Origin of the sequence: Pseudomonas sp. SCA2728.1_7 (genome assembly GCF_018138145.1) — a bacterium.
Lineage (GTDB): Bacteria > Pseudomonadota > Gammaproteobacteria > Pseudomonadales > Pseudomonadaceae > Aquipseudomonas > Aquipseudomonas koreensis_A.
Window position 1 is genome coordinate 5,693,161 of sequence record NZ_CP073104.1, and the last position, 26,714, is coordinate 5,719,874.

A 26,714-nucleotide genomic window follows, 5' to 3' on the forward strand; every position below is an offset into this window, starting at 1 on the left:
AGCATCAAGATCGGCTCCCTTTCCCCCTCGCCCCAGAGGGAGAGGACTGGAGGAGAGGGGGCTGATCGGGGTGTCCTTTCGAGGTACGCCGACCTGGGGTACCGAGTCGAACTAGGGATTTGAAATCCACATAGATCGGCTCCCTTTCCCCCTCGCCCCCCTGGGGGAGAGGGCTGGGGTGAGGGGGAAAAGCTCTCACTGACACACCAAAAATCAATCAGCCAATGCTGATCGCCGGCAGCGTCGGCAACGTCACCGTCTGCTGCTTGCGCGGTGCCAGAATCTCCGCCTCACCATCCACCACCAGCTCATCACGCTGGTTGAACACACGCGTCGCAATGCGCACCCGAAACTTCGGCAGTTTCTCGAGGATTTCCAGACGCACGGTCAGCGTGTCGCCAATCTTCACCGGCTTCTGAAAGCTCATCTGCTGGCCGATATAGATAGTGCCCGGCCCAGGCAACTCGCACGCCACTGCGGCACTGATCAACGCACCGCTGAACATGCCGTGAGCGATACGCTCCTTGAACATGCTTGCGGCGGCGAACTCGGCGTCCAGGTGCACCGGGTTGTGGTCGCCCGACATCGCGGCAAACAGTTGAATGTCGCGCTCTTCGACGGTCTTGCTGTAGCTGGCGGTCTGGCCGACTTCGAGGGCTTCGTAAGGGATGTTGGTAACCTGGGTCATCGGTCTCGATTCCTGTAACGGATTCAATGAATCCACAAAAAATTATTCGCTGCGATGCGGGCGTGGATGGCTCAGGGCCTGATCGATCCAGGCCAGCACATCCGCGATCACTTCGTCGCGGTTGGTTTCGTTGAACAATTCGTGCCGCGCCTGCGGGTAGATCTGCAGTTGCAGGTGCTGGCTGCCGGCCGTGCGTAAGGCATTGGCCAGATCTGTCAGACGCTTGCCTTCACTCACCGGATCACATTCGCCGCCGATTACCAGCAGCGGCAGGCCCGGGTCGATCTGCGCGAGATTGGACGCTTTGCTGATCTGCTGCAAGCCGCCGAGCAGGTCGATCCACAGTTGATTGGTGCAGCGAAAGCCACACAGCGGGTCGTTGGCGTACAGGTCAACCTCGGCGGGATCACGACTCAGCCAGTCGAAGCGTGTGCGCACCGGTTTGAATTTGTTGTTGAACGAGCCGAACGACAGCCATTCGATCAGCGCACTGCGGCCCTTGCCACCCTGACGCAGTTTTTCCAGACGGGCGATCTGCCGCGCAGCGCGATAAAGCGCAACAGGCTGAAAGTTGGAACCACTGAGAATCGCCCCGTGCAGACTGGCGCTGTGATGCAGCAAATAACCTTGGGCGATGTAGCTGCCCATGCTGTGGCCCAGCAGGATGATCGGCACGCCGGGGTGCTGCTGGCCGATGTGCTGATTGAGGCTGGCCAGATCGCCGAGCACTTTGCACCAGCCGTCGTCATCGGCGAAGTGGCCGAGGGTTCCGTGATTGGCGGTTTTGCCATGTCCGCGCAAATCCGGGGCGTACACGCCATATCCTTTGTCGCAAAACGTGTCGGCCAGTCGCGCGTAGCGACCACTATGTTCAGCCATGCCGTGGGCCAGCAGGATCACCGCTTTCAACGGCGCCGTAGGCAGCCATTGATTGACGAACAGGCGGCTGCGGTCACTCGCGTCCAGCCATAGGGTGTCGTGGATCATGGCGATTCCTTTGCTCAGAGTCGGATCATTGTATAGCGCGTCTGATCAGCCCACGCCACGGCAGGAAGATTCACACGATCAATGACGGCTTTGTCCATATTTGCCTCAATGGCCATAGCTGCTAGTGTCCGTGAAGCTCCGCTTTTTCAGAAATGACAGAAAGCGGCCCCGGATCGGCTCAGGTAAAGAGGACAAGAACAATGCAACCTGATTTCTGGAACGATAAACGCCCGGCCGGCGTACCGCTGGACATCGACATGGGTGAGTTCAAGTCGGTGATCGAGGTGTTCGAGCGTTCCTGCAAGAAGTTCGCCGATCGCCCGGCGTTCAGCAACATGGGCATCACCCTGACCTACGCCGAGCTCGAGCGCCAGAGCGCTGCCTTCGCCGGTTACCTGCAAGCGCATACCGATCTGGTGCCGGGGGATCGCATTGCGGTACAGATGCCCAACGTCCTGCATTACCCGATTGCCGTGTTCGGTGCACTGCGTGCCGGGCTCATCGTGGTCAACACCAACCCGCTGTATACCGCGCGGGAGATGCGCCATCAGTTCAAGGATTCCGGCGCCCGCGCGCTGGTGTACCTGAACATGTTCGGCCAGAAAGTCCAGGAAGTGCTGCCCGACACCGACATTCAATACCTGATCGAAGCGAAGATGGGCGACCTGATGCCCACCGCCAAGGGCTGGCTGGTCAACACCGTGGTCAGCAAAGTGAAGAAAATGGTCCCGGCGTATTCGCTGCCGCAGGCGATCTCCTTCAAGAGCGCACTGCGCATGGGCCGCGGCCTGGGGATCAAGCCGCTGAAGGTCAGCCTCGACGACATCGCTGTGCTGCAATACACCGGCGGCACCACCGGGCTGGCGAAAGGCGCGATGCTGACCCACGGCAATCTGGTGGCGAACATGCAGCAAGTGCGCGCCTGTCTCGCCCAACTCGGCCCGGACGGTCAGCCGCTGCTGCGCGAAGGCCAGGAAGTGATGATCGCGCCGCTGCCGCTCTATCACATCTATGCCTTCACCGCGAACTGCATGTGCATGATGGTTTCCGGCAACCACAACGTGCTGATCACCAACCCGCGCGACATTGCCGGCTTCATCAAGGAGCTGAAGAACTGGCGCTTCTCGGCGTTGCTGGGTTTGAACACCTTATTCGTCGCGCTGATGGAACACGCGGATTTCAAGACCCTCGATTTCTCCAGCCTGAAACTCACCAACTCCGGTGGCACCGCGCTGGTCAAGGCTACCGCCGAGCGCTGGGAGCAGATGACCGGGTGCCGCATCACCGAAGGCTACGGCCTCACCGAAACCTCGCCGGTGGCCTGCACCAACCCGTACGGCGATCAGTCGCGTCTGGGCACGGTCGGTTTGCCGGTGCCGGGCACGTTGCTGAAAGTCATCAACGATGACGGTGTCGAACAGCCGATGGGCGAGCGCGGCGAGTTGTGCATCAAAGGCCCGCAGATCATGAAGGGCTATTGGCACAAGCCTGAGGCCACGGCCGAAGTGCTGGATGCCGAGGGCTGGTTCAAGTCCGGTGATATCGCGGTGATCGATCCGGACGGTTTCGTGCGCATCGTCGATCGCAAGAAGGACATGATCATCGTCTCCGGTTTCAACGTGTACCCCAACGAAATCGAAGACGTGGTGATGGCCCATCCGAAAGTCGCCAACTGCGCGGTGATCGGTGTGCCGGACGAGCGTTCGGGCGAGGCGGTGAAGCTGTTTGTGGTGGCGCGGGAAACCGGGGTCAGCCTCGAAGAGCTCAAGGCCTACTGCAAAGAGAATTTCACTGCGTATAAGGTGCCGAAACACATCGTGTTGCGTGAGTCATTGCCGATGACGCCTGTCGGGAAAATTCTGCGGCGCGAGTTGCGCGATATCGCGTAAAAATCAACGGCTGCGCTGCGCGCATTCGCGAGCAGGCTCGCTCCCACAGGGAAAGATGTGATCCTTGTGGGAGCGAGCCTGCTCGCGAATTTTTTTGGCCGATGTCCCCGAAAACCGGGGCTTTCAAGGTGGTCTAGGATTTTTGCTCTAAAATGACTGCTAGATAGTCTTGAGTCATCATAGTGACTGTAGGGGCCGCTTTTGGCTCTAGTCGACCCTTGGCAAAGCTGCTACTCTCGGCGCGCTTTGTGACTTCTCGGCCTATATAAAAGCCAGATTCACCAATACCAAACACACACCAATAATAATCGCATCAAATGCGGTGAAGAATTCGCGTTGCTGAGGAGTGGGCTTCCATGATCGAAGACTTTTGGAAGGATAAATACCCGGCTGGAATTGCTGCCGACATCAATCCGGACGAGTATCCGAACATTCAGGCAGTGTTGAAGCAATCCTGCCAACGCTTCGCCAACAAACCGGCTTTCAGCAACCTGGGCAAGACAATCACCTACGGTGAATTGTACGAATTGTCCGGTGCGTTTGCCGCGTATCTGCAACAGCATACCGATTTGCAGCCCGGCGATCGAATCGCCGTGCAACTGCCCAACGTTCTGCAGTACCCGGTGGCCGTCTTCGGTGCGATTCGCGCCGGGCTGATCGTGGTCAACACCAACCCGCTGTACACCGCGCGGGAAATGGAACACCAATTCAACGACTCCGGTGCCAAAGCCCTTGTTTGTCTTGCGAACATGGCGCACCTGGCCGAAACCGTGGTGCCGAAAACCGGCGTCAAACACGTCATCGTCACCGAGGTCGCCGACCTGCTGCCGCCGATCAAGCGTCTGCTGATCAACAGCGTCATCAAGTACGTGAAGAAGATGGTGCCGGCCTATCATCTGCCCAAAGCCGTCAAGTTCAACGACGTGTTGAGCAAGGGCCAGGGCCAACCGGTGGCCGAAGCCAATCCGGATAGCGGCGATGTGGCAGTGCTGCAATACACCGGCGGCACCACCGGCGTGGCCAAAGGCGCGATGCTGACCCATCGCAACCTCGTCGCCAACATGCTGCAGTGCAAAGCGCTGATGGGCTCCAACCTCAATGAAGGTTGCGAGATCCTGATCACGCCGCTGCCGCTGTACCACATCTATGCGTTCACCTTTCATTGCATGGCGATGATGCTGATCGGCAACCACAACATCCTGATCAGCAACCCGCGCGATCTGCCGGCGATGGTCAAGGAACTGTCGAAGTGGAAGTTCAGCGGTTTCGTCGGCTTGAACACGCTGTTCGTGGCGCTGTGCAACAACGAAGGTTTCCGCAAGCTGGATTTCTCGGCGCTGAAAGTCACCTTGTCCGGCGGCATGGCCCTGCAACTGGCCGCTGCCGAGCGCTGGAAAGCGGTCACCGGTTGCGCCATCTGCGAAGGTTACGGCATGACCGAAACCAGTCCGGTGGCCACGGTCAATCCGATCCAGAATATCCAGATCGGCACCATCGGCATTCCAGTGCCATCGACCCTGTGCAAAGTCATCGATGATTCCGGCGTCGAGCAGCCGCTGGGTGAAATCGGCGAGCTGTGCGTCAAGGGTCCGCAAGTGATGAAGGGCTACTGGCAGCGTCAGGAAGCCACCGATGAAATGCTCGACAGCGAAGGCTGGCTGAAGACCGGTGACATCGCGCTGATCCAGCCGGACGGCTACATGCGCATTGTCGATCGCAAGAAAGACATGATTCTGGTCTCCGGTTTCAACGTTTACCCGAACGAACTGGAAGACGTGCTGGCGACCTTGCCGGGCGTGTTGCAGTGCGCGGCCATCGGCGTGCCGGACGAGAAGTCGGGTGAGGCGATCAAGATTTTCATTGTTGCCAAACCGGGCGTGACGCTGACCAAGGAAACGGTGATGGAGCACATGCGCGCCAACGTCACCGGCTACAAGGTACCGCGCTCGGTGGAGTTCCGCGATGCGCTGCCGACCACCAACGTCGGCAAGATCTTGCGTCGCGAGCTGCGGGATGAAGAGCTGAAGAAGATCAAGGCCAAGTCCGCCGCCTAAAAACACCAAGCCCCGCAGATGCGGGGCTTTTTGTTGGTGTATGCGGGGGAGTTTGCAGTGCCCGGTAAATCCTACCCCTCACCCCAACCCTCTCCCCCAAGGGGGCGAGGGGGAAGGGAGCCGATCGGGGGCCTTTCAGAACCTGAGTTCGACTCGATATCTCAGGTCGGTGTAGCTCGCCCAAACACCTCGGTCAGTCCCCTCTCCCTTTGGGAGAGGGTTAGGGTGAGGGGAAAAGGGGACAGCACAAATCCTACTGACGAAACGGCGCAAAATTCACGTTAGTCCCCGCCGGACGCATGTCCTGCAGATACGAATCCTTGTCCGCACTCAATTCCAGGCTCAACGCCGCTTTACGCTTGCCCTCGTTACGAATCACCAGCCCTTCAAGCTTTTCACGCAGAAACACCGTCGGCACTTTCAGGTGCAGCAGTTCATCGGTGGCCGGCGTGTGCATCAGCAAGTGAATCCACTCGTACTGACCGATGGCCAGACGCGACACTGGCAGGTCGAACCACCAGATGTTGCGGTTACGGTTCAGTTCGGCGAAGTGGCAGTTGTTGGTGCCGAGCACGGCACCGCCCAGTTCCTTGTTGCGTCGGGCGATGGCCTGCGTTTTATCGAGTTTCATAACATTCCTGCGGTATCGGTTCCTGGCGCGTGGCGCCCATATGGTGGGCATTCTCGTGGGTTGGGCAGCAAACATAAAGCCCAACCTGCACGCCACGACGAAATGAACCCCTGAAAATAAATGAAACTTGGCGCAAACCCGGCCAGTCAATCATTACGTACTGACTTTTCCCCCTAATTGCACCAAGGAGAAACACCATGAGTAGCACAGGCGATAAAGTAAAAGGCATGGCCAACGAAGCGGTCGGCAACGTCAAGCAAGGCGTCGGTAAAGCCACCGACAACACCAAGCTGCAAGCCGAAGGCAAGATTCAAGAGAAAAAAGGCGAAGCCCAGCAAGCCGTCGGCAAAGCCAAGGACGCGGTCAAAAAAGGTGTCGACAAGGCGTAACTCAGCCTTGAACGAAATACACGAGCGGCCATCCAAGGATGGCCGTTTTTGTGTCAAAAGCCTGCAGCAACCCGACGAGGTTCGCCAAACAGGCTAACGTGATGTAAAAAACGCCCCTGAGTCGCCACGACTTCAACCTGTTCTGCGGCGAAAGGAGACGCGAATGATTTTTCCGGACATGAAAGGTCTGCCCCTGCACCGGGTGATGGTGCGCACGGTCACTGAATTCGTTGACGACGAGATGTCGACCTACGCCTCGGCACTGGCTTACCAGATGCTGTTCTCGCTGTTCCCGTTCATTCTGTTCCTGATCGCCCTGATCGGTTTCCTGCACCTGCCGGACTTTTTCTCCTGGCTGCGCTTGCAGTCGGAACTGGTCCTGCCACCGCAGGCGCTGGAGCAGGTCAATCCGGTGATTGACCAGTTGCAGCAGTCCAAGGGTGGCCTGCTTTCAGTCGGTATCGTGATCGCCCTGTACACCGCATCCGCCGGTGTGCGCTTGATGATGAGTGCGATGAACGCGGCGTACGACGTGGTCGAAGGCCGACCGGTCTGGAAGCGCTTCCCATTGTCGATTTTCTACACCGTCGGCATCGCCGGCATGCTGCTGGTGGCCGCCGCGCTGATGGTGCTCGGGCCGCAGGTGATGGGCTGGATCGCCGCGCAGGTGGGGCTGGAAGACTTCATCGTCACCGTGTGGACCATCGCGCGCTGGCCGGTGATCGTGATTCTGATGATGGTCGCCGTGGCCCTGATTTACTACGTGATGCCCGACGTCAAACAGGAATTCCGCTTCATCACACCCGGTTCGGTATTGGCCGTGGTGGTGTGGATCATCGCCTCGTTGGGCTTTGCTTTCTACGTGAAAACCTTCGCCAACTACAACGCGATGTATGGCAGCATCGGGGCGATCATCGTGCTGTTGCTGTACTTCTACATTTCCGCCGCGGTGCTATTGCTCGGCGCCGAGATGAACGCGGTGATCGAGCACATGTCCAGCGAGGGCAAGGATGCGGGTGAAAAAGTCCCCGGCGAACTCGATGAACATCCCAAACAACACGTCTCGGGCCTGGGCCGCGATCATTCGCTCAAGCCGGACACTGACGAAGTCTGATCATGATCCGTGAAATTCTGAAAATGGGCGACGAGCGCCTGCTGCGCATCGCCCCGCCCGTGCCGGCCGAGATGTTCGACAGCCCCGAGCTGTGGCAACTGATCGACGACATGTTCCAGACCATGGAAAGCGTCGGTGGCGTTGGCCTGGCTGCGCCGCAGATCGGTGTCGATCTGCAATTGGTGATCTTTGGTTTCGAACACAGTGAACGTTACCCGGACGCTGAAGCGGTGCCGCAGACGATCCTGATCAATCCGCTGATCACCCCGCTGAGTCCACTGACGGAAGAGGGCTTTGAAGGCTGTCTGTCGGTGCCGGGTTTGCGTGGCGCGGTGGATCGTTATCAGCAGATTCGCTACGAAGGATTTGATCCGAAGGGTGAGCCGATTGTGCGCGTTGCGTCAGGTTTCCACGCACGGGTTGTGCAGCACGAATGCGATCACCTGATCGGCCGGTTGTACCCGTCGCGCATCACCGACTTCAGCAAGTTCGGTTTTACCGAAGTGATGTTCCCGGATCTCGATCCCACCGCTGACGATTGATCCCCGGGAACACCACACCCCCCCTGTAGGAGTGAGCCTGCTCGCGATAGCGGTCTGTCAGTGACATTTTCGGTGACAGACATACCGCTATCGCGAGCAGGCTCACTCCTACAAGGTTTTGCGTCAGATTGAAGGAGCCAGCTCCATCGCAATCATCGGCTTGCTCCGCGCATACCGGCTCAACCGCTCCGCCATCGCTTGCGGCAGCGCCGGGTCGAAGGTGAACCCGCGTCGCTCATAAAACTCACGCAAATCCGGATGACAGAACAGCCACACCGGCTCGCTCACATCCTGCACCGCCGTTGCAATCAACTGCGCGGCAAGCCCTTGTTCGCGACAGCCAGGATCAACAAACAACCCGGTCAACCAATGCCCACCCGCCACCGGTCGCAAGCACAACGCGGCTACAATCTCTCCGCGCCGCGCGACCCACAATTGCGCATCACGAACCGCTTTCATCGAGGATTGGTGGCTGCGGTAAAACTTGTTCATCAACGGCCATAACGACTCGTCGAGCAGGCTGTATTGGGTGTCGGGCATGGGATCGGACTGTCGGTGGGCAAAGCGACGATTATAAAAGAACGCACGGCTCTGGATAGGTGTATACCTGACCTCACATCCCCTGTGAGTGGAGTACGCATCATGTCCAAAGGTATGGATTCAAAGAAAGCCGCGAAGAAGAAACCGGCCAAGACCGCGATTGAAAAACGCGCGGAGAAGAAAGCCAAGAAAGTCGACATCTTCGGTCACTGATCACGCCTTTCCGGAGCCCGGTTCTCGGGCTCCTGCCTGCACCCGAAAATAATCTGCAAGATTGCACCGCGTCGTTGCACAGAAGGGCAAGAATCCCGTTCCGAGCAACGCCATGCCCCATTACTTCGACGCCGCCCATCGTCAGCAGATCGAAACCCTGCGCCAACGCTTTACCGCCCGCACCGAATGGCCGACCTGGCTGTTGCTGATCGGCGTCTATGCTGGCTGGTTCGCCATTGTGCTCAACAGTCACTGGCTGGGCCGTGCCTTGAGCACGCTGTTGTTGATCCCGCTGCTGGTGTTGTGGCTGTCGGTGCAGCACGAGTTGCTGCACGGGCATCCGACGCGCTGGGTGCGCTTCAACAAGATCCTTGGCTATGCGCCGTTTGCCGTGTGGTATCCGTACACGTTGTATCGCGATAGTCATTTGCTGCATCACCGCGATGAGGATCTGACCGTGCCCGGCGTCGATCCGGAAAGCCGTTACCTGACCCGCGCTGGCTGGCAGGGCAGTTCGCTGTTTGAACGCAGCTTGCACTGGTTGAACAAAACCGTGCTCGGGCGCTTTGTGATCGGCGCACCGCTGGCGCTGATGGCGCTGGCCAAAGAAGAGTTGCTGCGGCTGAAGAATGGCGAGCGCCAGGCCTGGTTGATGTGGCTGACCCACGGCCTGCTCACGTTATTGATGCTGTGGTTCATCACCCGTTTCAGCGTGCTGCCGGTCTGGCATTACCTGCTGCTGATCAGCGTGCCGGCGCTGTCGATCGCGATGATCCGCTCCTACTATGAACATCGCCCACATGCGCAACCGGAGCAGCGCACGGTGTTGAACGAAGCCGGTTGGCCGTGGCGCTGGTTGTTTCTGAATCTGAATTTTCATCTGGTGCATCACGACTTGCCGAAGCTGGCGTGGTACGACTTGCCCACGGTTTACCGGATGCATCGCGAGCAATGGATCGCGCGCAGTGGCGGGTTTCTGGTGCAAGGGTATGGCGAGTTCTGGCGGCGCCATGTCTTGAAGCCAATCGACAGCCCCGAGCATCCTTACCACTGACCCAAGAACACCACAAAACCCTGTAGGAGTGAGCCTGCTCGCGATAGCGGTATATCAGTGACATTTTCAGTGCCTGACTCACTGCTATCGCGAGCAGGCTCACTCCTACATTGAAACGTGCTGCCCGGGGAAAATGTGCATGACCCAACACCACACCGAACTCCTGATGTACGTCGCCCCCGAGCCCATCCGCGCAGCCAATGAGCGCTGGATTGCGCGCATTCTCGAGCAACTTGGCCACACCCGCCTGAGTGCTGAAGGCCTGTCATTGCCCGAACTCTGGTTATCCCCCGATCTGCGGCTCACACAAACCTGCGGCTATCCGCTGATGACTGCATTGCGCGGGCAAGTGCGCATCGTCGGCCGGCCCCGTTACGAACTCCCTGACGCCAGCGCCGGCAATCATTGCAGCCTGATCATTAGCCGAGTTGATGACCCACGCAAAACCCTGGCGGACTTTCACAACAGTCGAGGGGTGATCAACAGTGACGACTCCAATAGTGGCATGAACCTGCTGCGTCAGCGCTTGGCGCCACTGAATCAGGACGGACAATTCTTTGCCTCGGTCGGCATCAGCGGCGGCCATCGCGAGAGCCTGCGTTGGCTGCGCGAAAACCGCGCCGATCTGGCCGCCATCGACAGCGTCACCTACGCCTATCTGGCGCAATATGCGTCGGAAGAAGTCCGTGCCTTGCGGGTGATTGCGCGCAGTGCCCTGAGCCCGACCCTGCCGTTCATTACTGTCGTCAGCGCCACGGATGAGCAGGTCGAGCAGCTCCGACAGGTAATGAATGAAACCTTGCGCGAACTCCCTGATGTCGTGGAGACCTTGGGATTGCCTGAGGTGCTTGCGGCCAGTGAGCGCGATTATCAAATCCTGCTCGACTATCAGCGTGAGGCTGAAGGACTTGGCTATGGCCGCTTGCGCTAAGGATCGCAGCCTTCGGCAGCTCCTACAGGGGATCGGTGTAGGAACTGCCGAAGGCTGCGATCTCGTGCTTTTATATTCACAAATCGCATATAAAAATGAAATTTAAATATTATTAAAGAATAAGGCGCCTTGCTACGATCGCGCCACCGGAACACCGGACATTCAGCGACCCCTAACCAGGAGCCCCTATGTCCGGCGCCGAGCTTTGCCATCGCAACACCGTGGACGAGCTGTTTCGCGCCCACTATCGCTGGCTCTGTGCTTATCTGCGCGGTCATCTGCACGACGCGGCCGGCAGCGAAGACATCGCCGCCGAAACCTTTGCGCAATTGCTCGAAGCCCCGGGGCTGAGAGCCATCCGCGAACCTCGCGCCTTGCTGACGACCATCGCCCAGCGCCTGCTTTATCAGCGCTGGCGACGCGGTGATCTGGAGCGTCGTCATCGCCAGCAGCTTGCTGTCGATTACGCCGTCTCGCCTGAAGATCTGGTCACGCTATCGCAAACCCTCAACCGCCTCGATCACAGCTTGCAGCGCCTGCCCGCCAAGGTCCGCACGACGTTTCTGCTCGCCCGTATCGATGGCCTGACCTACCCGCAAATCGCTGCCGAACTGGGCATCTCCCAGCGCTCGGTCAGCGAGTACATGAGCCGTTCCCAAGCGCTGTGCGATCGCCACAGCGCCAACCAATCCCTGCAAGACAAGAGGTCCGCATGAGATCGATCAAAACCCTGCTCGGCACTTCGCTGCTGGCGTTGAGCCTGAGTGTTGGCGCTGTTTCGGCGACGGAAAAAACCGCGCCGATCCACTTCGGCGACATCACTTGGGAAAGCGGCAGTTTCATCACCGAAGTGCTGCGCCTGATCGTTGAAAAAGGCTACGGCTACCCGACCGACACGTTGCCCGGCAGTACCGTCAGCCTGGAAGCGGCGCTGGCGAAAAACGATATCCAGGTGATCGGCGAAGAATGGGCCGGGCGCAGTCCGGCGTGGGTCAAAGCGGCCGCCGAAGGCAAGGTGTTCGGTTTGGGCGACACGGTCAAAGGCGCAACCGAAGGCTGGTGGGTGCCGGAGTATGTGATCAAGGGCGACCCCGAGCGCGGCATCAAAGCGTTGGCGCCGGAGTTGAAATCTGTGGCCGATCTGCCGCGCTACAAAGACGTGTTCCGCGACCCGGAAGATCCGTCTCGCGGGCGTTTCCTCAACAGCCCGACCGGTTGGACTTCGGAGATCGTCAACAGCCAGAAGCTCAAGGCCTATGCGCTGAACGACAGCTTCGTGAATTTCCGCACCGGTTCCGGCGCGGCGCTGGATGCCGAGGTGGCGTCGTCGATCAAACGGGGCAAACCGGTGTTGTTCTACTACTGGTCGCCGACGCCGCTGCTGGGTCGATTCAAACTGGTGAAACTGGAAGAACCGCCGTTCGATGCCGAGGCCTGGAAAACCCTCGCCGATGCCAATAACCCGAATCCAAAAGGCACCCGGTCGATGCCGGCGAGTCTGGCGATTGGCGTGTCGGCGCCGTTCAAGGTGCAGTATCCGGAGTTGGTGGCGTTCTTCGAGAAAGTCGATTTGCCGATTGATCTGTTGAACCAGACGCTGGCGGGAATGAGCGAAAAACGTTTGCAGCCGAGAGTGGTGGCGCAGGCGTTTTTGCGTGAGCAGCCGCAGGTCTGGAAGCCTTGGGTGCCTGCTGAGGTGGCGACCAAGGTGAGCGGAAGTCTGTAAGTCGTTTCTGTTGTTTTTGTAGTGCTTCATATGGCGCCTTCGCGAGCAGGCTCGCTCCCACATTGGAATGCGTTTCTCCTACGGGAGCTAACTTGCTCGCGAAAACGTCCGCCCCGCCGACAATTCTCCCCGCGCTGAACCGTTTCTTGTGCAAAAAGTGCCAGATACTGGCCGACTAGTGGCCTTGCGCAGGCCTTTGCACTGGCTATGCTTCTCGTAACTAACTATGTCGACCGTCATGTCAAAACATGGCTGATCCACAGGGTTAGTCCGTGAATTCATGCTGCCAGAGTGCGCAACCCAAGGCACCGACACTGAACCAACAAGGAGCGTCGCTTACATGGAAGTTCTTCAACGCGTTAGGGCTGGCCCGCATGCGGGCTATCAAGAGAAGGATGTCTTGATTAGAGCGTCGCTGCATGGACGCTCCGATTGATCATCATTTATCACCTGACAACTTCCTCCCGTGGAGGAATGCGTGTGCCTGTTCTGTGGAACGTAGTGGTGGATCGTGAAAGAACTGAACTTTCATCAAATCAAAAGTCCGCGCGGAAGGTGATACAACCATGTTCAACCTACATCACAAGGCTGACCTGCAGGAAATCGAGCGCTTCAGCTGCGCCCTGACCGAGGCCAACGCCAAACTGGCCGCGATCAGCCGTTCGATGGCCATGATCGAGTTCAGCCCTGACGGCATCGTTCTCGATGCCAATGAAAACTTCTGCAAGACCATGGGCTACAGTGCCGATGAAGTACGCGGCAAACATCACCGGGTGTTTTGTGAAGAGGCTTTCTATCGCAGTGAGGAGTACGCCAAATTGTGGCGTGACCTGGCGCGCGGTGAGCCGATCAGCGGAACGTTTCTGCGTTTGAACAAGGCCGGCAGGGAAGTCTGGCTCGAAGCCAGTTACATGCCGGTTTATGGCCCGGACAAACAAGTCCGCAGCGTAATCAAAGTCGCTGCCGACATCACTGCTCGAGTGAATAAAGAACACGAAGAAGAAAGCATGCTGGCGGCGATCAGCCGCTCCATGGCGGTGATCGAGTTCACCCCGGAAGGCAACGTCATTACCGCCAACGACAACTTTCTGCAAACCATGCAGTACTCGCTCAACGAAATCGTCGGCCATCATCACAGCCTGTTCTGCCATCGTGCCGAAGCCGAGTCTGCGCAGTACAAGGCATTCTGGGCCTCACTCAATCGCGGCGAATATCACTCGCACCGTTTCGAGCGCAAGAACAAGTCCGGGCACATGGTCTATCTGGAAGCGTCGTACAACCCACTGTTCGACGCCAAGGGCCGCTTGTACAAAGTGGTCAAGTTCGCCAGCGACATCACCCATCAGATGACCACGTTGCAGAACGCTGCCGAATCGGCCCACAGCACCTCGGTACAAAACGATGCCTGCGCGCAAAAAGGCTCACAAGTCGTACAGCAAACCGTGCAGATCATTCAGGACATTTCCCGCGACCTCAACGAAGCGGCGGCGAGTATCGATGCGGTGAGCAAACAGTCAGACATCATCGGTACCATCGTGCAGACCATTCGCGGGATTGCCGACCAGACCAACTTGTTGGCACTTAACGCTGCGATTGAAGCGGCGCGGGCCGGTGAACATGGGCGTGGTTTTGCGGTGGTCGCGGATGAGGTGCGCAGCCTCGCGGCGCGGACCAGTCAGGCGACCCTGGAAATTGTCGATGTGGTACGCAAGAACCATGACCTGTCGCTGAGTGCGGTGTCGAGTATGCAGTCGAGCCTGAGTCGTACCGGGCTTGGCGTGGAGCTGGCGAACGAGGCGGGGGCGGTGATTCAGGAGATTCAGCAGGGCTCACGGCATGTGGTGGATGCGATCAGCCAGTTCAATGAAACGCTGCAATTGAACTGAAAACGCAGCCAAACCTGTAGGAGTGAGCCTGCTCGCGATAGCGGTATATCAGTGACATCTTCGGTGACTGACTAGCCGCAATCGCGAGCAGGCTCACTCCTACAAGGGATTTTCATTTAGACCCGAGATCAGAGTGCGGCGAGAAACTTGTCCGCCTGCTTGTCGCTGTCCTTCACATCGTTGTCTTTCTCCGCTTGGGCCAACTTCATCTTGTCCTGCAAGCGCTCGGCGATCTCTTTGCCGATGGCCAGTTGTTTCTCCGGCGGCATGGCTTTGATGTCGTCTTCGGTCAGCCCCATCGACTGCAGGATACTGTCGCGCAGACGCTGTTCCGGCGTCTTGCTCATGTAGTCCTTGAATTCATCGGTGGCGGATGTTGCCGAGGCCGTGGTGGCATCGGTGGCTTGCAGGTTGACGCGGGTCTTGGCAAACGCTTCGTCGACGTTGTCGCTGATACGCGAGGCTTCGCTGACTTGCTGGGTGGCGATCTGCGTGGCCGAGTCCTGCACCTTGGCGGTGGCTTCAGCGGTTTGCGCCTGGGTCTGGTTTTGCAGGGTTTGCAGCATGGCGCCGTGCAGACCACCTTGCAGACCGGCTGCGGCGATGGACGTCGCATCGTCATTCAGCGCTTTGGGCAGATGAATGATTTGCTGTTGTTTGGCACTGATCAACATGACGTGTAGACCTGTAGGTAATTGCTGACTGGCGTATCGGAGCAATTACCGTGCCTTCTCAATAAGTCGTTTTATTTCAACAGGTTGATCGTCGGTCAGGTGTTCGCGACGGTCATCCATTGCCGATAAGCGGCAGAGGATGACCGTTGCGCCCGTCAGCGATGGGCAATGTTCTCCAGCGCCAGATTGCGTGTGCGCGGACCGAACCAGCCGATGGTCAGCATCACGATCAGCATGCTGCTGACGATGAACGCCAGTACGCCCGGTGTGCCGAAGTTGTCGAGAAACAGACCTATCAACAAGCTGCTGAACACCGTCGACAAACGACTGAACGAGTAACAGAAACCGACGGCGCGGGCGCGGATGTTGGTCGGGAACAATTCGCTCTGATACGAGTGATAACTGAAGCTCAACCAGGCGTTGCAGAACGTGATCATCACTCCGCAGAAGATCAGCCCGAACGCGCTGGTCTGCAGAGCGAACAAGGTGCCGAAGGTCATTGCGCCGAGGGCCGAGCCGACGATCTGCCATTTGTTCTCGAAACGGTTGGCGAATTTCACGAACAGCAGCGGCCCGAGCGGGTAGGCGAGGGTGATGATGAACGCGTACATCAAACTGTGGGTGACGCTGACGCCCTGGCCGGACAGCAACGCCGGCAACCAGTTGCCGAAACCGAAGAAACCGATCGCCTGGAAAATGTGGAAAACGATCAGCATCAATGCGCGACGACGATACGGTGGCTGCCAGATATCGGCGAAGCGGCCCTTGCCTTCGACGTCGACCGGGACCGTTTCGGGCACGTCCAGTGGCTTGCCGTGATCCTTCTCGCAGCGTGCTTCGATGCCATCGAGAATCCGCTTGGCTTCATCAAAGCGGCCATGCTGCGCGAGCCAGCGCGGCGATTCCGGCAGACGCTTGCGCAGCCACCAGATAAACAGCGCAAACACCGCACTGGCCAACACCACCCAGCGCCAGCCGCTGATACCGAACGGCGCTTGCGGCACCAGCCACCACGACATCAGCGCCACCGCCGGCACCGAGAGGAACTGCACGAAAAACGCAAAGGCAAACGCCGAACTGCGCATGCGCTTGGGCACCAGTTCCGAGAGGTAGGCGTCGATGGTTACCAGTTCGATCCCCAGACCGATGCCAACCAGAAAGCGCATGCAAATGATGCCCAGCGCCGAACTCTGAATGCCCATCAACACCGTCGCCACCGTGTACCAGACCAGGGCAAAGGTGAAGATCGCGCGGCGGCCGAAGCGATCGGCCAACGGGCTGAGCAGGCTGGCGCCGAGGAACAGGCCGAGGAACGTCGCCGAAGCAAACGCTGCTTGATCAGAGAAACCGAACACACCCTGATTACCGGTGGCAAAGATGCCATCGCGAATCAGCCCGGGGCTGATGTAGGCAGTCTGGAACAGATCGTAGAGTTCGAAGAAACCACCGATCGACAGCAGCGCCACCATCCGCCAGATCGTCGCGACCGCCGGAAGGCGATCAATTCGGGCGGACACCTGAGCGGCGCGGATCGGGTCGATGCCGTCGCTTTGCGCGGCGGCGGGGGCGTGTGCAGTCATGGGCTGATCCATTTTTTATTGATGGAAAAGCTTAGCCTGCTATCGGAGTTCACGGATTGTGAATATCGGCTGATTAAACAGATAAACCGCTGAATTCTTGCAATATCTGCTTACCAGTTAACGATTTATGCCGCAGCCGTCGAATCCGGTAGCGCCGAGGCCGGCAAGCCGAAGATCCGGTCGAACAGCCAGTTGAACGCGAACGTGTAGCACGGGATGAAAATGATCAGCGCCAGATCCAGCAGAAACGCCTGCACCAGACTGATGTTCATCCACCACGCGATCAACGGAATCAGGAACACGATCAGCGTCAGTTGAAAGCCGACGGCGTGGGCGATGCGGCGTTTAACTGTGCGAGTACGCGAAATCTGGCGGCTTTCCCAGAGCTCGAACAGCGAGGTGTAAATGAAGTTCCAGGTCACGGCGATGGTGGTGATGATCACCGCCAATGGCCCGGTGCTGCCTGGCGAGGTGCCGGACAACAGCGCCAGACCGAGGGCGGAGAAGGTCATGCCGATCACTTCGTAGAGCGATACGTAGACGAGTTTGCGTTTGACGCCTTGCATGGGGATTGCCTCTTTCTTGCGACTTTTGGGCCAGTAGGACTGGCGAAGGCGGCGAAAGATAGCTTCAATAGGGCTGACAGAAAAAGTCAGTAGCTTTCAGTTTTGTTGATAGGTGTGAAAAGTGAATTTCAACAGCGACAGCATTGAGCTGTTTCTTGCGGTGATCGAACGCGGCTCGTTTTCAGCGGCGGCTCGCGCATTAGGTCGAGTGCCTTCCGCCGTCAGCATGAGCATTGGCAACCTCGAGGCCGAACTGGGTTATCTGCTGTTCGACCGCAGTCATCGCGAACCGCAACCCACGGCGATGGCGCTGTCGCTGGTGCCGCACGCACGGCTGATCGCCGAGCAACTCAAGCAACTGCAAGTGCATGCCGTGGAATTGTCATTGGGGCTGGAGAGCAAGTTGTCGATCGGCGTGGTCGCGGACATCGATCGCCGTCGTTTGCTGGCGGCGATCAAGGTGATCGCCGAGCGGCATCCGCTGCTCGACATCGAAGTGCTGACCGCGCCGCAGGATGACGTGCTGGCGATGCTGCACAGCGGCCGCGTCAGCGTGTGCCTGGCGTTTGCCGGGTTGAGCATGAATGTGCTGGAGCGTTTTCAGTTTGTCGGCAGCGAGCGGATGATCGCCACGCTGGCGGCGGACAGTCCGTTGTTGCGGGGGCAGCAGGACCTGTTTCTGGAAGATCTGGTGCATGTACGGCAGATCATCGTCGCCAGTCGCGACTTGCCGATCAGTGAAACGCGGCCGTTGGTGGCGGAGTCGTATTGGCGCACCGACAGTCTTGAGACGGCGATAGAAATGGTCGAGGCGGGATTGGGCTGGGGCAACTTCCCGCTGTCGGTGGTGCAGCCGCGACTGGACAGCGGACGGCTGAAACGGCTGAATTTCCGCAACATCGAAAACGGACTGGTGATGCCGGTGCATGCCGTGTGGCTCAAGAGCCAGCCCTTACAAAAAGGCGCACTGGCCCTCGTCGACCTGCTCAGCCATTGAACATTGCGCAGATCCCCTGTAGGAGTGAGCCTGCTCGCGATAGCGGAGTGTCATTCAACACATGCGTCGCCTGACACACCGCTATCGCGAGCAGGCTCACTCCTACAAGGGTTGTGTTTCAACTCAGCATTTGTGAGCACCACATAAAACCTGCGGGGGGGCGACAGCGTCAGGTACTTTCGCGGATCTTCAGTTCGAAACCCATGTCCTCGACCGGGCGCGCGACCGAGTTACCGGCCATCAACGTCAGCATCTGCTCCGCCGCGCGCCGGCCGATCGCTTCACGCGGGGTGTTGATGCTGCTCAGGCGCGGCACCATGTACTCGGACATCGGCAAGTCGTTGAAACCAAGAATCGCCACTTGCTCGGGAATCTTGATGCCGTTGCGCAGTGCTTCCAGCAACGCTCCCTGCGCCAAATCGTCGTTACCAAAAAAGATTGCATCAACATCCGGATGCGCCGCGAGCAACTGCAAAAACAATTCCCCGCCCAAGCCCACCGATGAAGAGCGAGGCGTCAGCACTTCCAGATCCGGGTCATAACGGCCGGCCTTCTGCAGCGCTTTGCGAAAACCTTCACCGCGCAGCAGGGTTCGCTGATCAAGTTGCGCACCAATGTAAGCCAGGCGTTTGCGCCCACGGGAGAGCAAATGCTCGGCCGCCGTTTCACCGGCACTGAGCTGCGAGAAGCCGACGCAATTCACCCCGGCGGCGCTGTCCAGTTCCATCATGTACACGCAGGGAATGTTGCTCGCCTCGATCATCCGCCGCGAACTTTCCGTGCGATCAAACCCGGTCAACAAGAAACCGCGCGGCTGATAAGCCATGTAGTTGCGCAGCAGGTTTTCTTCTTCATCGCGCGAGTAGTGGAAGTTACCGATCAGCACTTCGAAGCCCTTGGGCGTGAGCACCCGATGAATGGCTTCCAGCGTATCGATGAACAGCAAGTTGGATAACGAAGGCACCAGAACCACCACCGAATGGCTTTGCGCCGAGGCTAAAGCGCGGGCGGCAGGGTTGACCACGTAGTTGAGTTCGAGGGCGGCTTTCTGCACTTTTTCCACAAGTTCCGTGGCGACCGTGCTGACCCCACGCAAGGCGCGGGAGGCGGTAATCGGGCTGACACCGGCCAGGCGGGCAACTTCATTCAGGGTGGGACGGCCGGTGGTGCGAGTGTTTTTATCGTTTTTAGGGGAGGTCATCGGGCGGCTTGCCAAACAAAAATCAAGGCACTAAGGTAGCGCTGTCCTGATGCAGCTGTAAATGCGTAAGCGAGGTCCTGCCTGATCTTCGCTTTTTGGCGTTGGGAACAAACCTGCTGCAACCCAAAAAAACGACAAGAAGGCGTCGGCAACTTCTGCCTGTGCACTAGAGTCATAGCTAGCAAAGGTAGCGCTGTCTGCGCGCTGAGGTGTTATATGAGTCATCCCATCACCGCCCTGGTCATCATGGGCGTTGCCGGTTGCGGCAAGACGTGCGTCAGCGAGGCCCTGTGCCAATTGAGCGGCGCCACTGCCATTGAAGGCGATACTTTCCATCCGGCCGCGAACATCGAAAAGATGAGCGCGGGGATCCCCCTGAACGACGACGACCGTGCCGGCTGGCTCGACAGCCTGTGCGATGAACTGCGTCGTGTCGATGCATCGGGCAAACGCCCAGTGCTGACCTGCTCGGCCCTTAAACACAGTTATCGCGAAGTGTTGCGCAGTGCCTTGCCGGGCCTGGGCTTCGTGTTTCTTGAATTGACCCCTGAAGTCGCCGCTGAACGTGTGTCCCATCGTCCGGGCCACTTCATGCCGGCCACGTTGATCGAAAGCCAGTTCGCCACCCTCGAGTCGCCCAAGGGCGAACCGTTGACCTTGGCCCTGAATGCCTCGATCCACAGCGTTGAAGAACTGGCGTCCCAGGCTCACGTCTGGTGGCAGGCCCACGGTCTGAAGCAGGCGGTATGAGTGTGTTGAAAGAGATAGCGCTGTCCTCCCGACTTCTGTTTAACCCGCTTTAATAACAACAACAATCCAGGAGACACCCCCAATGTTTGGCATGTCCCATGAGACGTTCCTGCTGCTCGATGCAGTGGTCACGGTAATCGGCCTGATTATCCTGATCACCAAATTCAAGATTCACCCGTTCATTTCCCTGACCATCGCCGCCGCGTTCCTCGGCCTGACGTCAGGCATGCCGATCGGCACCATCATCAAGGCGTTCCAGGACGGCTTCGGTGGCGTGCTCGGTTTCGTCGGCATCATCCTCGCGCTGGGCACCATGCTCGGCAAAATGATGGCCGAATCGGGCGGGGCGGATCAGATCGCCCAGACCCTGATCCGTGCGTTCGGTAAAGACAAAGTCCAGTGGGCAATGATGTTCGCCGCATTCCTGGTGGGCATTCCGCTGTTCTTCGAAATCGGCTTCGTGCTCCTGATTCCACTGGTGTTCATCGTTGCGCGCCGCACTGGCGTGTCGATCATCAAGATCGGTATCCCGCTGCTCGCCGGTCTGTCCGCCGTGCACGGTCTGGTGCCACCGCACCCGGGTCCGCTACTGGCCATCGGTGTGTTCGGCGCTGACATCGGCAAGACCATTCTTTATGGTCTGATCGTTGCGCTGCCGACCGCGATCATTGCTGGTCCGATCTTCGGTACGTTCATCGCCAAGCACATTCCGGGTCACCCGAATCAGGAGCTGGTCGATCAACTGGCCCGTGAAAACGACGACTCGACCACGCTGCCGAGCTTCAGCATCACCCTGATCACCGTGCTGTTGCCGGTGTTCCTGATGCTGCTGAAAACCTTCGCTGACGTGGCGCTGCCGGACGGTCACTTCTTCCGTACCTGGATGGACATGATCGGTCACCCGATCTCCGCGCTGCTGCTGGCGTTGCTGCTGTCGCTGTACACCTTCGGCCACAAGCAGGGCATCGGTTCCCAGCAGATGCTCAAGTGGCTCGACGCAAGTCTGGCGCCAACCGCCGCGATCATCCTGATCATCGGTGCTGGCGGTGGCTTCAAGCAGATGCTGGTGACCAGCGGCGTGGGCGACGTGATCGGCCACATGGCGGTCAGCGCGCAGATCTCGCCGATCCTGCTGGCGTGGCTGGTGGCGGCAGTGATTCGTATCGCGACCGGTTCGGCGACTGTGGCAACCATTACCGGCGCGGGCATTGTGGTGCCGGTGGTGGGGATGATCCCGGGCGTTAACCGTGAGCTGCTGGTGCTGGCTACCGGTGCCGGCTCGTTGATCCTGTCCCACGTGAACGACGCCGGTTTCTGGCTGGTGAAGCAGTACTTCAACATGACCGTGGCCGAGACGTTCAAGACCTGGACGGCGATGGAAACCATCCTGTCGGTGGTTGCGTTGGGCTTTATCCTGCTGCTGTCGCTGTTCGTTTAAGCGACGCTTTGCAGGCACAAAAAAACCGCAGCGATGCGGTTTTTTTGTGGGTGAAATTTCGAGGCCGGACACATTCCCTTGTAGGAGTGAGCCTGCTCGCGATAGCGGTGTGTCAGTGCCATTTACGGTGACTGACACACCGCTATCGCGAGCAGGCTCACTCCTACAGGTTTTGCGTTAGCCGCCAGTTTTTGCGACTAATCCATCCGCCCGGAACATCCCGCGAATCCCGCGTACAGCCTGACGAATCCGGTCCTGGTTTTCGATCAGCGCAAAGCGCACATGGTCATCGCCATACTCACCAAAGCCGACCCCCGGCGAGACGCACACCTTGGCCTCGGCCAGCAGTTTCTTGGCGAATTCCAGCGAACCCAGATGCGCGTACTGCTCAGGAATCTTCGCCCAGACATACATCGACGCCTTTGGATTTTCGACCATCCAGCCCAGTTCATGCAGACCTTTGACCAGCACATTACGGCGCTGGCGATACTGCTCGGCGATGTCGCGCACGCATTGCTGATCACCTTCCAGCGCAGCAATCGCCGCCACTTGCAGCGGGGTGAAGGTGCCGTAGTCGTGGTAGCTCTTGATCCGCGCCAAGGCGTTGACCAGTTCCGGGTTGCCGACCATGAAACCGATGCGCCAGCCGGCCATGTTGTAGCTCTTCGACAGAGTGAAGAATTCCACCGCAATGTCCTTGGCGCCCGGCACCTGCATGATCGACGGCGCTTTCCAGCCGTCGTAGACGATGTCGGCGTAAGCCAGATCGTGAATCACCAGCACGTCGTACTGCTTGGCGAGGGCGATCACCCGTTCGAAGAAATCCAGTTCCACGCATTGCGCGGTTGGGTTCGACGGGAAGCCGAGGATCATCATTTTCGGTTTCGGAATCGAGCCGCGAATGGCCCGTTCCAGTTCGTCGAAGAAGTCCACGCCCGGCACCAGCGGTACCGAACGCACCTGGGCGCCGGCAATCACCGCACCGTAGATGTGAATCGGGTAGCTCGGGTTCGGCACCAGCACGGTGTCGCCCTGATCGAGGGTCGCCAGCATCAAATGCGCCAGGCCTTCCTTGGAACCGATGGTGACAATGGCTTCGCTTTCCGGGTCGATATCGACCTCGTAGCGCTGCTTGTACCAGTTGGAAATCGCCCGGCGCAGGCGCGGAATGCCTTTGGACGTCGAGTAACCGTGGGTGTCTTCGCGTTGCGCAACCTGTACGAGTTTTTCGACAATATGCGGCGGCGTAGCCCCGTCGGGGTTGCCCATGCTCAAGTCGATGATGTCTTCACCACGACGACGCGCGGCCATCTTCAGCTCGGCGGTGATGTTGAAAACGTAAGGGGGGAGTCGATCTATGCGCGCAAAGCGGCGCGGCGAACCTTGTTCGGCCATTGTTGCCTCGGATAACGTAAGCGCCCGGAACCGTCCGAGCGACGCTGGTCACTGCGGTGACCTGTGGCGGAAGATAAGGTCAGTGATGGCATACTGTCCAGCCCGTTTGTAAACAATTTTGTCCCAAGGAAATCGGTAGATGGAATTCACCAGCGGCTTCTTGCTGAGCCTTTCGCTGTGCCTGGATATCGGCGTGGCCAACATTGCGATGATCACCCTGGCGATGCAGCGCGGTTACTTTCAGGGTTTTGCGCTGGGCCTCGGCACCTGCGTCGGCGACCTGATTTACGCGGTGCTGGCGCTGGCCGGCATGACGGTTTTGCTGCAATACGAAACTGTGCGCTGGGTGTTGTGGATCGGGGGTTCGGCGTTGCTGATCTACTTTGCGGCGAAGATGATTTACTCGGCGATCCATCACGAAGCGCTATTGGCCGAGACGGCAGAAGTGGGGCACAACTCCCATCGCAAGGAATTCTTCCGGGGGATTTTTCTCGCCATGTCGTCGCCGAGCGCGATTCTCTGGTTTGCCGCGGTTGGCGGTACGTTGATCGCCCGTTCCGGTGGCGGTGGGCCGCTGAGTTCGGCGCTGTTCCTTGGCGGTTTCCTTTGCGCCGGGCTGCTGTGGTCGGCGGGTTTGTGCTTCGCCGCAAGCCACGGTGGCAAGCTGCTGGGCGACAAGCTATTGCGCTATTCGTATATGGCATCTGCAGCGATCTTCTGCTATTTCGCGGTGTACGTGATCGTATCCGGCTATAACGAGTTTGTCGGTTCGGGCGCCGTCGAGCAGTTGCATTCGCTGTAAGCGTGCGAATTGGGTTTGGCTTTCTATACTCCCAGCCGAACCCCTTTTTTGTTCCAGGAGTCGAGTCATGGATGAGCAAACACGCGTCGAAGTGGCTGAACCTCGCTTCGAACATGGACACTTCCTGCTGATTGCAGGCTTTCGCGGTCGATTTACCCAAGACACAGCAAAAGACATCCCCGCGCTGTGGGAAAAGTTCTTGCCGCACCTGGGAAAGATCCAGGGGCAAAAGAACGAAGTGACCTACGGGGTCTGCAGCAATTTCGACGGCAAGGGCGGCTTCGATTACATCGCCGGGGTGGAAATCAGCAAGCTCGATGACCTCGACCAGAAGGTCTACCAATGGGTCGAAGTGCTGCCTCGGCAATACGCGGTGTTCGAGCACAAGGGACCGCTCGAACAGTTGCCGCAAACTCTGCAATACATCTACAAGACCTGGCTGCCGACCTCCCACTACGTGGAACTCAATGCCCCGGAACTGGAGCGCTACAGCGCCGATTTCAATCCGAAGCTGCACACCGGCAAACTGGAAATCTGTGTGCCAGTCGATACCAAGGCCTGAGCAGACAAACTTGAGGCGGATCAATGATCCGCCTCATGGTTTTCAACCCCGCTTGCCTTTGCCCAACCGTCGCGCCCGCAACAGGTCGATGCCCAAGGTGATAAAGCCGAACGTACTGATGCCCAACACCATCAACAGGCCGATTTCAACGCTGCTCATAAGCGGTTTCCCCCAAGGGTAGTCAGAGACACACCTCAGAAATAGCCCGCCGCCTGCACGAAGAAAAGCGCTTATACGCAGGCTTTACGCCGCCCGTGCGCATCGATATGCAGGCCTTATTCCTTTATGCTTTCGGCACTTTCTTCTGCTGATTTCCGAGCCGCCATGAACACCGTCATCCGCAACGTCACCGCCGCCGATCTGGACCGCTGCTACGCCATCGAAACCGTCGCCTATGAAGGTGACGAAGCGGCCACTCGCGAAAAAATCGCTACGCGCATCGCCACTTGGCCGGAAGGTTTTATCGTTGCCGAGGTGGACGGTGAGGTCGCAGGCTTCGTCAACTCCGGCGCGGCGTTTGATGTGCAGATGTCGGACGAGGCGTTCAAGGAACTGATCGGCCACGACCCGAAGGGGCCGAACGTGGTGATCATGTCGGTGGTGGTGCACCCGGATTATCAGGGGCAGGGTTTGGCCAAGCGTTTGATGGGCGAGTTCATTGAACGTATGCGCGGGATGGATAAAGCGACGATTCATTTGATGTGCAAGGAAAATCACATTCCGTTGTATGCCGGGTTTGGTTTTGCCTACATCAAGCCGTCGGAGTCGGATCACGGCGGCATGGCGTGGCACGAGATGATCCTGACCCTCTGACCCAACCCCTATCAAAACCTGTAGGAGTGAGCCTGCTCGCGATAGCGGAGTGTCAGACAACATCGATTTAGCTGACACACCGCTATCGCGAGCAGGCTCACTCCTACAAGGGGCCGTGTTGTATCAGTAGAGGGTGTCGCTTACTCGTTTCGGGGCTTCACGGTCGTAGGTTTCGGCATCGAACTGGCCATCATTCAGGCGCTTGTGGAACGCGCCAGCAGAGGGCAGGGCCGAGCGTGGCAGATGCGTTTCCGGGTTCCACGCATCCGAACGGACGAAGGCTTTCGAGCAATGAAAGAACGCCGCTTCCACCGTCACCAGCAACACCGTTTTCGCCGGTTTGCCATTCACCGCAAAGCTTTCCAGCAACTGCGGCTCCGCGCTGATCGTCGCCGTGCCATTAACCCGCAACGTTTCACCAATCCCCGGAATGATGAACAGCAGCGACACCCGCGAATCCTGCAGCACATTGCGCAAGGTATCGATGCGGTTGTTGCCCGGGCGATCCGGCAGGGCCAAGGTGCGCTCATCAATGATCCGCACAAACCCGGCCTTGTCGCCTCGCGGTGAATTGTCGAGGCCATCGGCGCCCACCGAGCTGACAATCACCAGCGGCGAAACCCGCACCATCGCCTGATAATCCTCGTTGAGAAAACCGATCTGCTTGCGCACCGCGCGCTCGTGGGGCAGTCCGTAAATCGCTTCCAGCGCTTCGATTGAATCGATCATCGTGCTTCCCTCGATGACTTAGAAAACCAGGCCCATGCGCCGTTCGTAACCGATCCGGCCCTTGTACGCTTCGCCGCTGTCGACATAGCCGTGTTTGGCGTACAGCGCGATCGCCGCGTCATTGTCTGCGTCCACCGACAATTCCAGCCCTTTGATCTCCGGCCAGGCCTGACGCGCGACTTCGGGGAGCGCTTGCAGACACGCCTTGCCGAAACCTTTGCCCTGCGCCCGGCGATCAACCTGCAACGCATGCAATGTTGCACTGTGCTCATTGGCCCAGGCTGGCAACACCGGCGGGCGCTTGAGCAGCAGAAACGCCACCGGTACCTCATCCGCCAACAGCGCGAAACCTTTCACGCCGGGGCCGGGTTTCGACAGCAGGGTGTGCAAGGCACCGTGGATATCGCCGGAGAACTTGATCTGCTCGGCATTGATTTCAATCGACTCGACTTGCTGACGCTGCAAGGCGTTCAGGCTGTCGTACGGCACGAGTTGGGCTGACACGGGAATTTCCTTTTTCCTACAAAGATGAGCCTCGGATTCTAGCGATTTTGGCCTCAGTG

At 58.6% G+C, this 26,714-nt stretch carries 27 protein-coding genes; 16 read left to right on the plus strand and 11 right to left on the minus strand.

All coding sequences use genetic code 11. The features are described from left to right. Positions 1-217: 217 nt before the first annotated feature. Together KBP52_RS25445 and KBP52_RS25450 are read right to left on the minus strand one after the other, a co-directional pair. A complete protein-coding gene (locus KBP52_RS25445; RefSeq protein WP_003227420.1) occupies positions 218-688 on the minus strand; it encodes a MaoC family dehydratase in 471 nt (156 codons plus the stop codon). A gap of 42 nt (positions 689-730) precedes the next feature. Further along, positions 731-1,675, minus strand: a complete 945-nt coding sequence (locus KBP52_RS25450) for an alpha/beta hydrolase (protein WP_212621228.1) — start codon at positions 1,673-1,675, stop codon at positions 731-733. 200 nt (positions 1,676-1,875) lie between these two features. Between KBP52_RS25450 and fadD2 the strand changes: the two genes are divergently transcribed. Further along, positions 1,876-3,564 carry a long-chain-fatty-acid--CoA ligase FadD2 gene (gene fadD2 / locus KBP52_RS25455; RefSeq protein ID WP_116029959.1) on the plus strand — a complete coding sequence of 563 codons (1,689 nt, stop codon included), beginning with the start codon at positions 1,876-1,878 and terminating at the stop codon, positions 3,562-3,564. 356 nt (positions 3,565-3,920) lie between these two features. Continuing rightward, the gene (gene fadD1, locus KBP52_RS25460; protein ID WP_212621229.1) at positions 3,921-5,618 is read left to right on the plus strand and encodes a long-chain-fatty-acid--CoA ligase FadD1; all 1,698 of its coding nucleotides are present in this window, start codon (positions 3,921-3,923) and stop codon (positions 5,616-5,618) included. A 253-nt stretch (positions 5,619-5,871) separates the two neighbouring features. On the opposite strand, the gene KBP52_RS25465 is transcribed toward fadD1, so the two are convergent. Then, positions 5,872-6,249 carry a hypothetical protein gene (locus KBP52_RS25465; RefSeq protein WP_007917843.1) on the minus strand — a complete coding sequence of 126 codons (378 nt, stop codon included), beginning with the start codon at positions 6,247-6,249 and terminating at the stop codon, positions 5,872-5,874. A gap of 197 nt (positions 6,250-6,446) precedes the next feature. Between KBP52_RS25465 and KBP52_RS25470 the strand changes: the two genes are divergently transcribed. From KBP52_RS25470 to def, 3 genes are all read left to right on the plus strand, one after another. Then, positions 6,447-6,638 carry a CsbD family protein gene (locus tag KBP52_RS25470; protein WP_008082339.1) on the plus strand — a complete coding sequence of 64 codons (192 nt, stop codon included), beginning with the start codon at positions 6,447-6,449 and terminating at the stop codon, positions 6,636-6,638. Positions 6,639-6,801: 163 nt separating this feature from the next. After that, positions 6,802-7,752 (plus strand): YihY/virulence factor BrkB family protein, encoded by a 951-nt coding sequence (locus KBP52_RS25475; RefSeq protein ID WP_034153379.1) that lies wholly within the window; start codon positions 6,802-6,804, stop codon positions 7,750-7,752. 2 nt (positions 7,753-7,754) lie between these two features. Further along, positions 7,755-8,294, plus strand: coding sequence for a peptide deformylase (gene def, locus KBP52_RS25480; protein WP_016983685.1), 540 nt, complete (start codon positions 7,755-7,757; stop codon positions 8,292-8,294). A gap of 123 nt (positions 8,295-8,417) precedes the next feature. Here def and KBP52_RS25485 read toward each other — a convergent pair whose 3' ends face one another. Continuing rightward, on the minus strand, positions 8,418-8,834 hold the full coding sequence (locus KBP52_RS25485; RefSeq protein WP_212621230.1) for a GNAT family N-acetyltransferase: 417 nt from the start codon (positions 8,832-8,834) through the stop codon (positions 8,418-8,420). Between the two features lie 325 nt (positions 8,835-9,159). Between KBP52_RS25485 and KBP52_RS25490 the strand changes: the two genes are divergently transcribed. From KBP52_RS25490 to KBP52_RS25510, 5 genes are all read left to right on the plus strand, one after another. Next, positions 9,160-10,101, plus strand: coding sequence for a fatty acid desaturase (locus tag KBP52_RS25490; protein WP_212621231.1), 942 nt, complete (start codon positions 9,160-9,162; stop codon positions 10,099-10,101). A gap of 139 nt (positions 10,102-10,240) precedes the next feature. After that, positions 10,241-11,032 carry a PhnD/SsuA/transferrin family substrate-binding protein gene (locus KBP52_RS25495; RefSeq protein WP_212621232.1) on the plus strand — a complete coding sequence of 264 codons (792 nt, stop codon included), beginning with the start codon at positions 10,241-10,243 and terminating at the stop codon, positions 11,030-11,032. 188 nt (positions 11,033-11,220) lie between these two features. Beyond that, positions 11,221-11,748, plus strand: a complete 528-nt coding sequence (locus KBP52_RS25500; RefSeq protein WP_212621233.1) for a sigma-70 family RNA polymerase sigma factor — start codon at positions 11,221-11,223, stop codon at positions 11,746-11,748. After that, on the plus strand, positions 11,745-12,758 hold the full coding sequence (locus tag KBP52_RS25505) for an ABC transporter substrate-binding protein (protein WP_212621234.1): 1,014 nt from the start codon (positions 11,745-11,747) through the stop codon (positions 12,756-12,758). Before KBP52_RS25500 ends, KBP52_RS25505 begins: the two co-directional genes overlap by 4 nt. Before the next feature lie 566 nt (positions 12,759-13,324). Beyond that, positions 13,325-14,644, plus strand: a complete 1,320-nt coding sequence (locus KBP52_RS25510; protein WP_212621235.1) for a PAS domain-containing methyl-accepting chemotaxis protein — start codon at positions 13,325-13,327, stop codon at positions 14,642-14,644. 128 nt (positions 14,645-14,772) lie between these two features. Here KBP52_RS25510 and KBP52_RS25515 read toward each other — a convergent pair whose 3' ends face one another. The 3 genes from KBP52_RS25515 to KBP52_RS25525 all read right to left on the minus strand — a co-directional run bounded on the left by KBP52_RS25515 (position 14,773) and on the right by KBP52_RS25525 (position 17,464). Then, positions 14,773-15,318: a hypothetical protein gene (locus KBP52_RS25515; protein ID WP_212621236.1), complete on the minus strand. Its 546-nt coding sequence runs from the start codon at positions 15,316-15,318 to the stop codon at positions 14,773-14,775. Positions 15,319-15,473: 155 nt separating this feature from the next. After that, on the minus strand, positions 15,474-16,898 hold the full coding sequence (locus tag KBP52_RS25520) for an MFS transporter (RefSeq protein WP_212621237.1): 1,425 nt from the start codon (positions 16,896-16,898) through the stop codon (positions 15,474-15,476). A 125-nt stretch (positions 16,899-17,023) separates the two neighbouring features. Beyond that, entirely contained in the window at positions 17,024-17,464 is a 441-nt protein-coding gene (locus KBP52_RS25525; RefSeq protein ID WP_212621238.1) for a PACE efflux transporter, read from the minus strand. A 121-nt stretch (positions 17,465-17,585) separates the two neighbouring features. Between KBP52_RS25525 and KBP52_RS25530 the strand changes: the two genes are divergently transcribed. Continuing rightward, entirely contained in the window at positions 17,586-18,461 is an 876-nt protein-coding gene (locus tag KBP52_RS25530; RefSeq protein WP_212621239.1) for a LysR family transcriptional regulator, read from the plus strand. 169 nt (positions 18,462-18,630) lie between these two features. On the opposite strand, the gene KBP52_RS25535 is transcribed toward KBP52_RS25530, so the two are convergent. Continuing rightward, a complete protein-coding gene (locus tag KBP52_RS25535; RefSeq protein WP_212621240.1) occupies positions 18,631-19,662 on the minus strand; it encodes a LacI family DNA-binding transcriptional regulator in 1,032 nt (343 codons plus the stop codon). 216 nt (positions 19,663-19,878) lie between these two features. Here KBP52_RS25535 and KBP52_RS25540 point away from each other — a divergent pair, with 216 nt between their 5' ends. Both KBP52_RS25540 and KBP52_RS25545 read left to right on the plus strand, forming a co-directional pair. After that, entirely contained in the window at positions 19,879-20,412 is a 534-nt protein-coding gene (locus KBP52_RS25540) for a gluconokinase (RefSeq protein ID WP_007917804.1), read from the plus strand. A gap of 82 nt (positions 20,413-20,494) precedes the next feature. After that, entirely contained in the window at positions 20,495-21,850 is a 1,356-nt protein-coding gene (locus KBP52_RS25545; RefSeq protein WP_008082018.1) for a GntP family permease, read from the plus strand. A gap of 177 nt (positions 21,851-22,027) precedes the next feature. On the opposite strand, the gene alaC is transcribed toward KBP52_RS25545, so the two are convergent. Further along, the gene (gene alaC, locus KBP52_RS25550) at positions 22,028-23,245 is read right to left on the minus strand and encodes an alanine transaminase (RefSeq protein ID WP_077574233.1); all 1,218 of its coding nucleotides are present in this window, start codon (positions 23,243-23,245) and stop codon (positions 22,028-22,030) included. A gap of 139 nt (positions 23,246-23,384) precedes the next feature. On the opposite strand from alaC, the gene KBP52_RS25555 reads away from it, so the two are divergent. The 3 genes from KBP52_RS25555 to KBP52_RS25565 all read left to right on the plus strand — a co-directional run bounded on the left by KBP52_RS25555 (position 23,385) and on the right by KBP52_RS25565 (position 25,422). After that, entirely contained in the window at positions 23,385-24,047 is a 663-nt protein-coding gene (locus KBP52_RS25555) for a LysE family translocator (protein ID WP_077574232.1), read from the plus strand. Positions 24,048-24,114: 67 nt separating this feature from the next. Continuing rightward, entirely contained in the window at positions 24,115-24,609 is a 495-nt protein-coding gene (locus KBP52_RS25560) for a GyrI-like domain-containing protein (RefSeq protein ID WP_095121252.1), read from the plus strand. 324 nt (positions 24,610-24,933) lie between these two features. Next, on the plus strand, positions 24,934-25,422 hold the full coding sequence (locus KBP52_RS25565; RefSeq protein WP_212621241.1) for a GNAT family N-acetyltransferase: 489 nt from the start codon (positions 24,934-24,936) through the stop codon (positions 25,420-25,422). A 123-nt stretch (positions 25,423-25,545) separates the two neighbouring features. On the opposite strand, the gene KBP52_RS25570 is transcribed toward KBP52_RS25565, so the two are convergent. After that, positions 25,546-26,151, minus strand: coding sequence for a pyridoxamine 5'-phosphate oxidase family protein (locus tag KBP52_RS25570; protein WP_077574229.1), 606 nt, complete (start codon positions 26,149-26,151; stop codon positions 25,546-25,548). Positions 26,152-26,169: 18 nt separating this feature from the next. Further along, complete coding sequence (locus KBP52_RS25575) at positions 26,170-26,655, minus strand: GNAT family N-acetyltransferase (RefSeq protein ID WP_212621242.1); 486 nt, start codon at positions 26,653-26,655, stop codon at positions 26,170-26,172. Positions 26,656-26,714 lie beyond the last annotated feature (59 nt).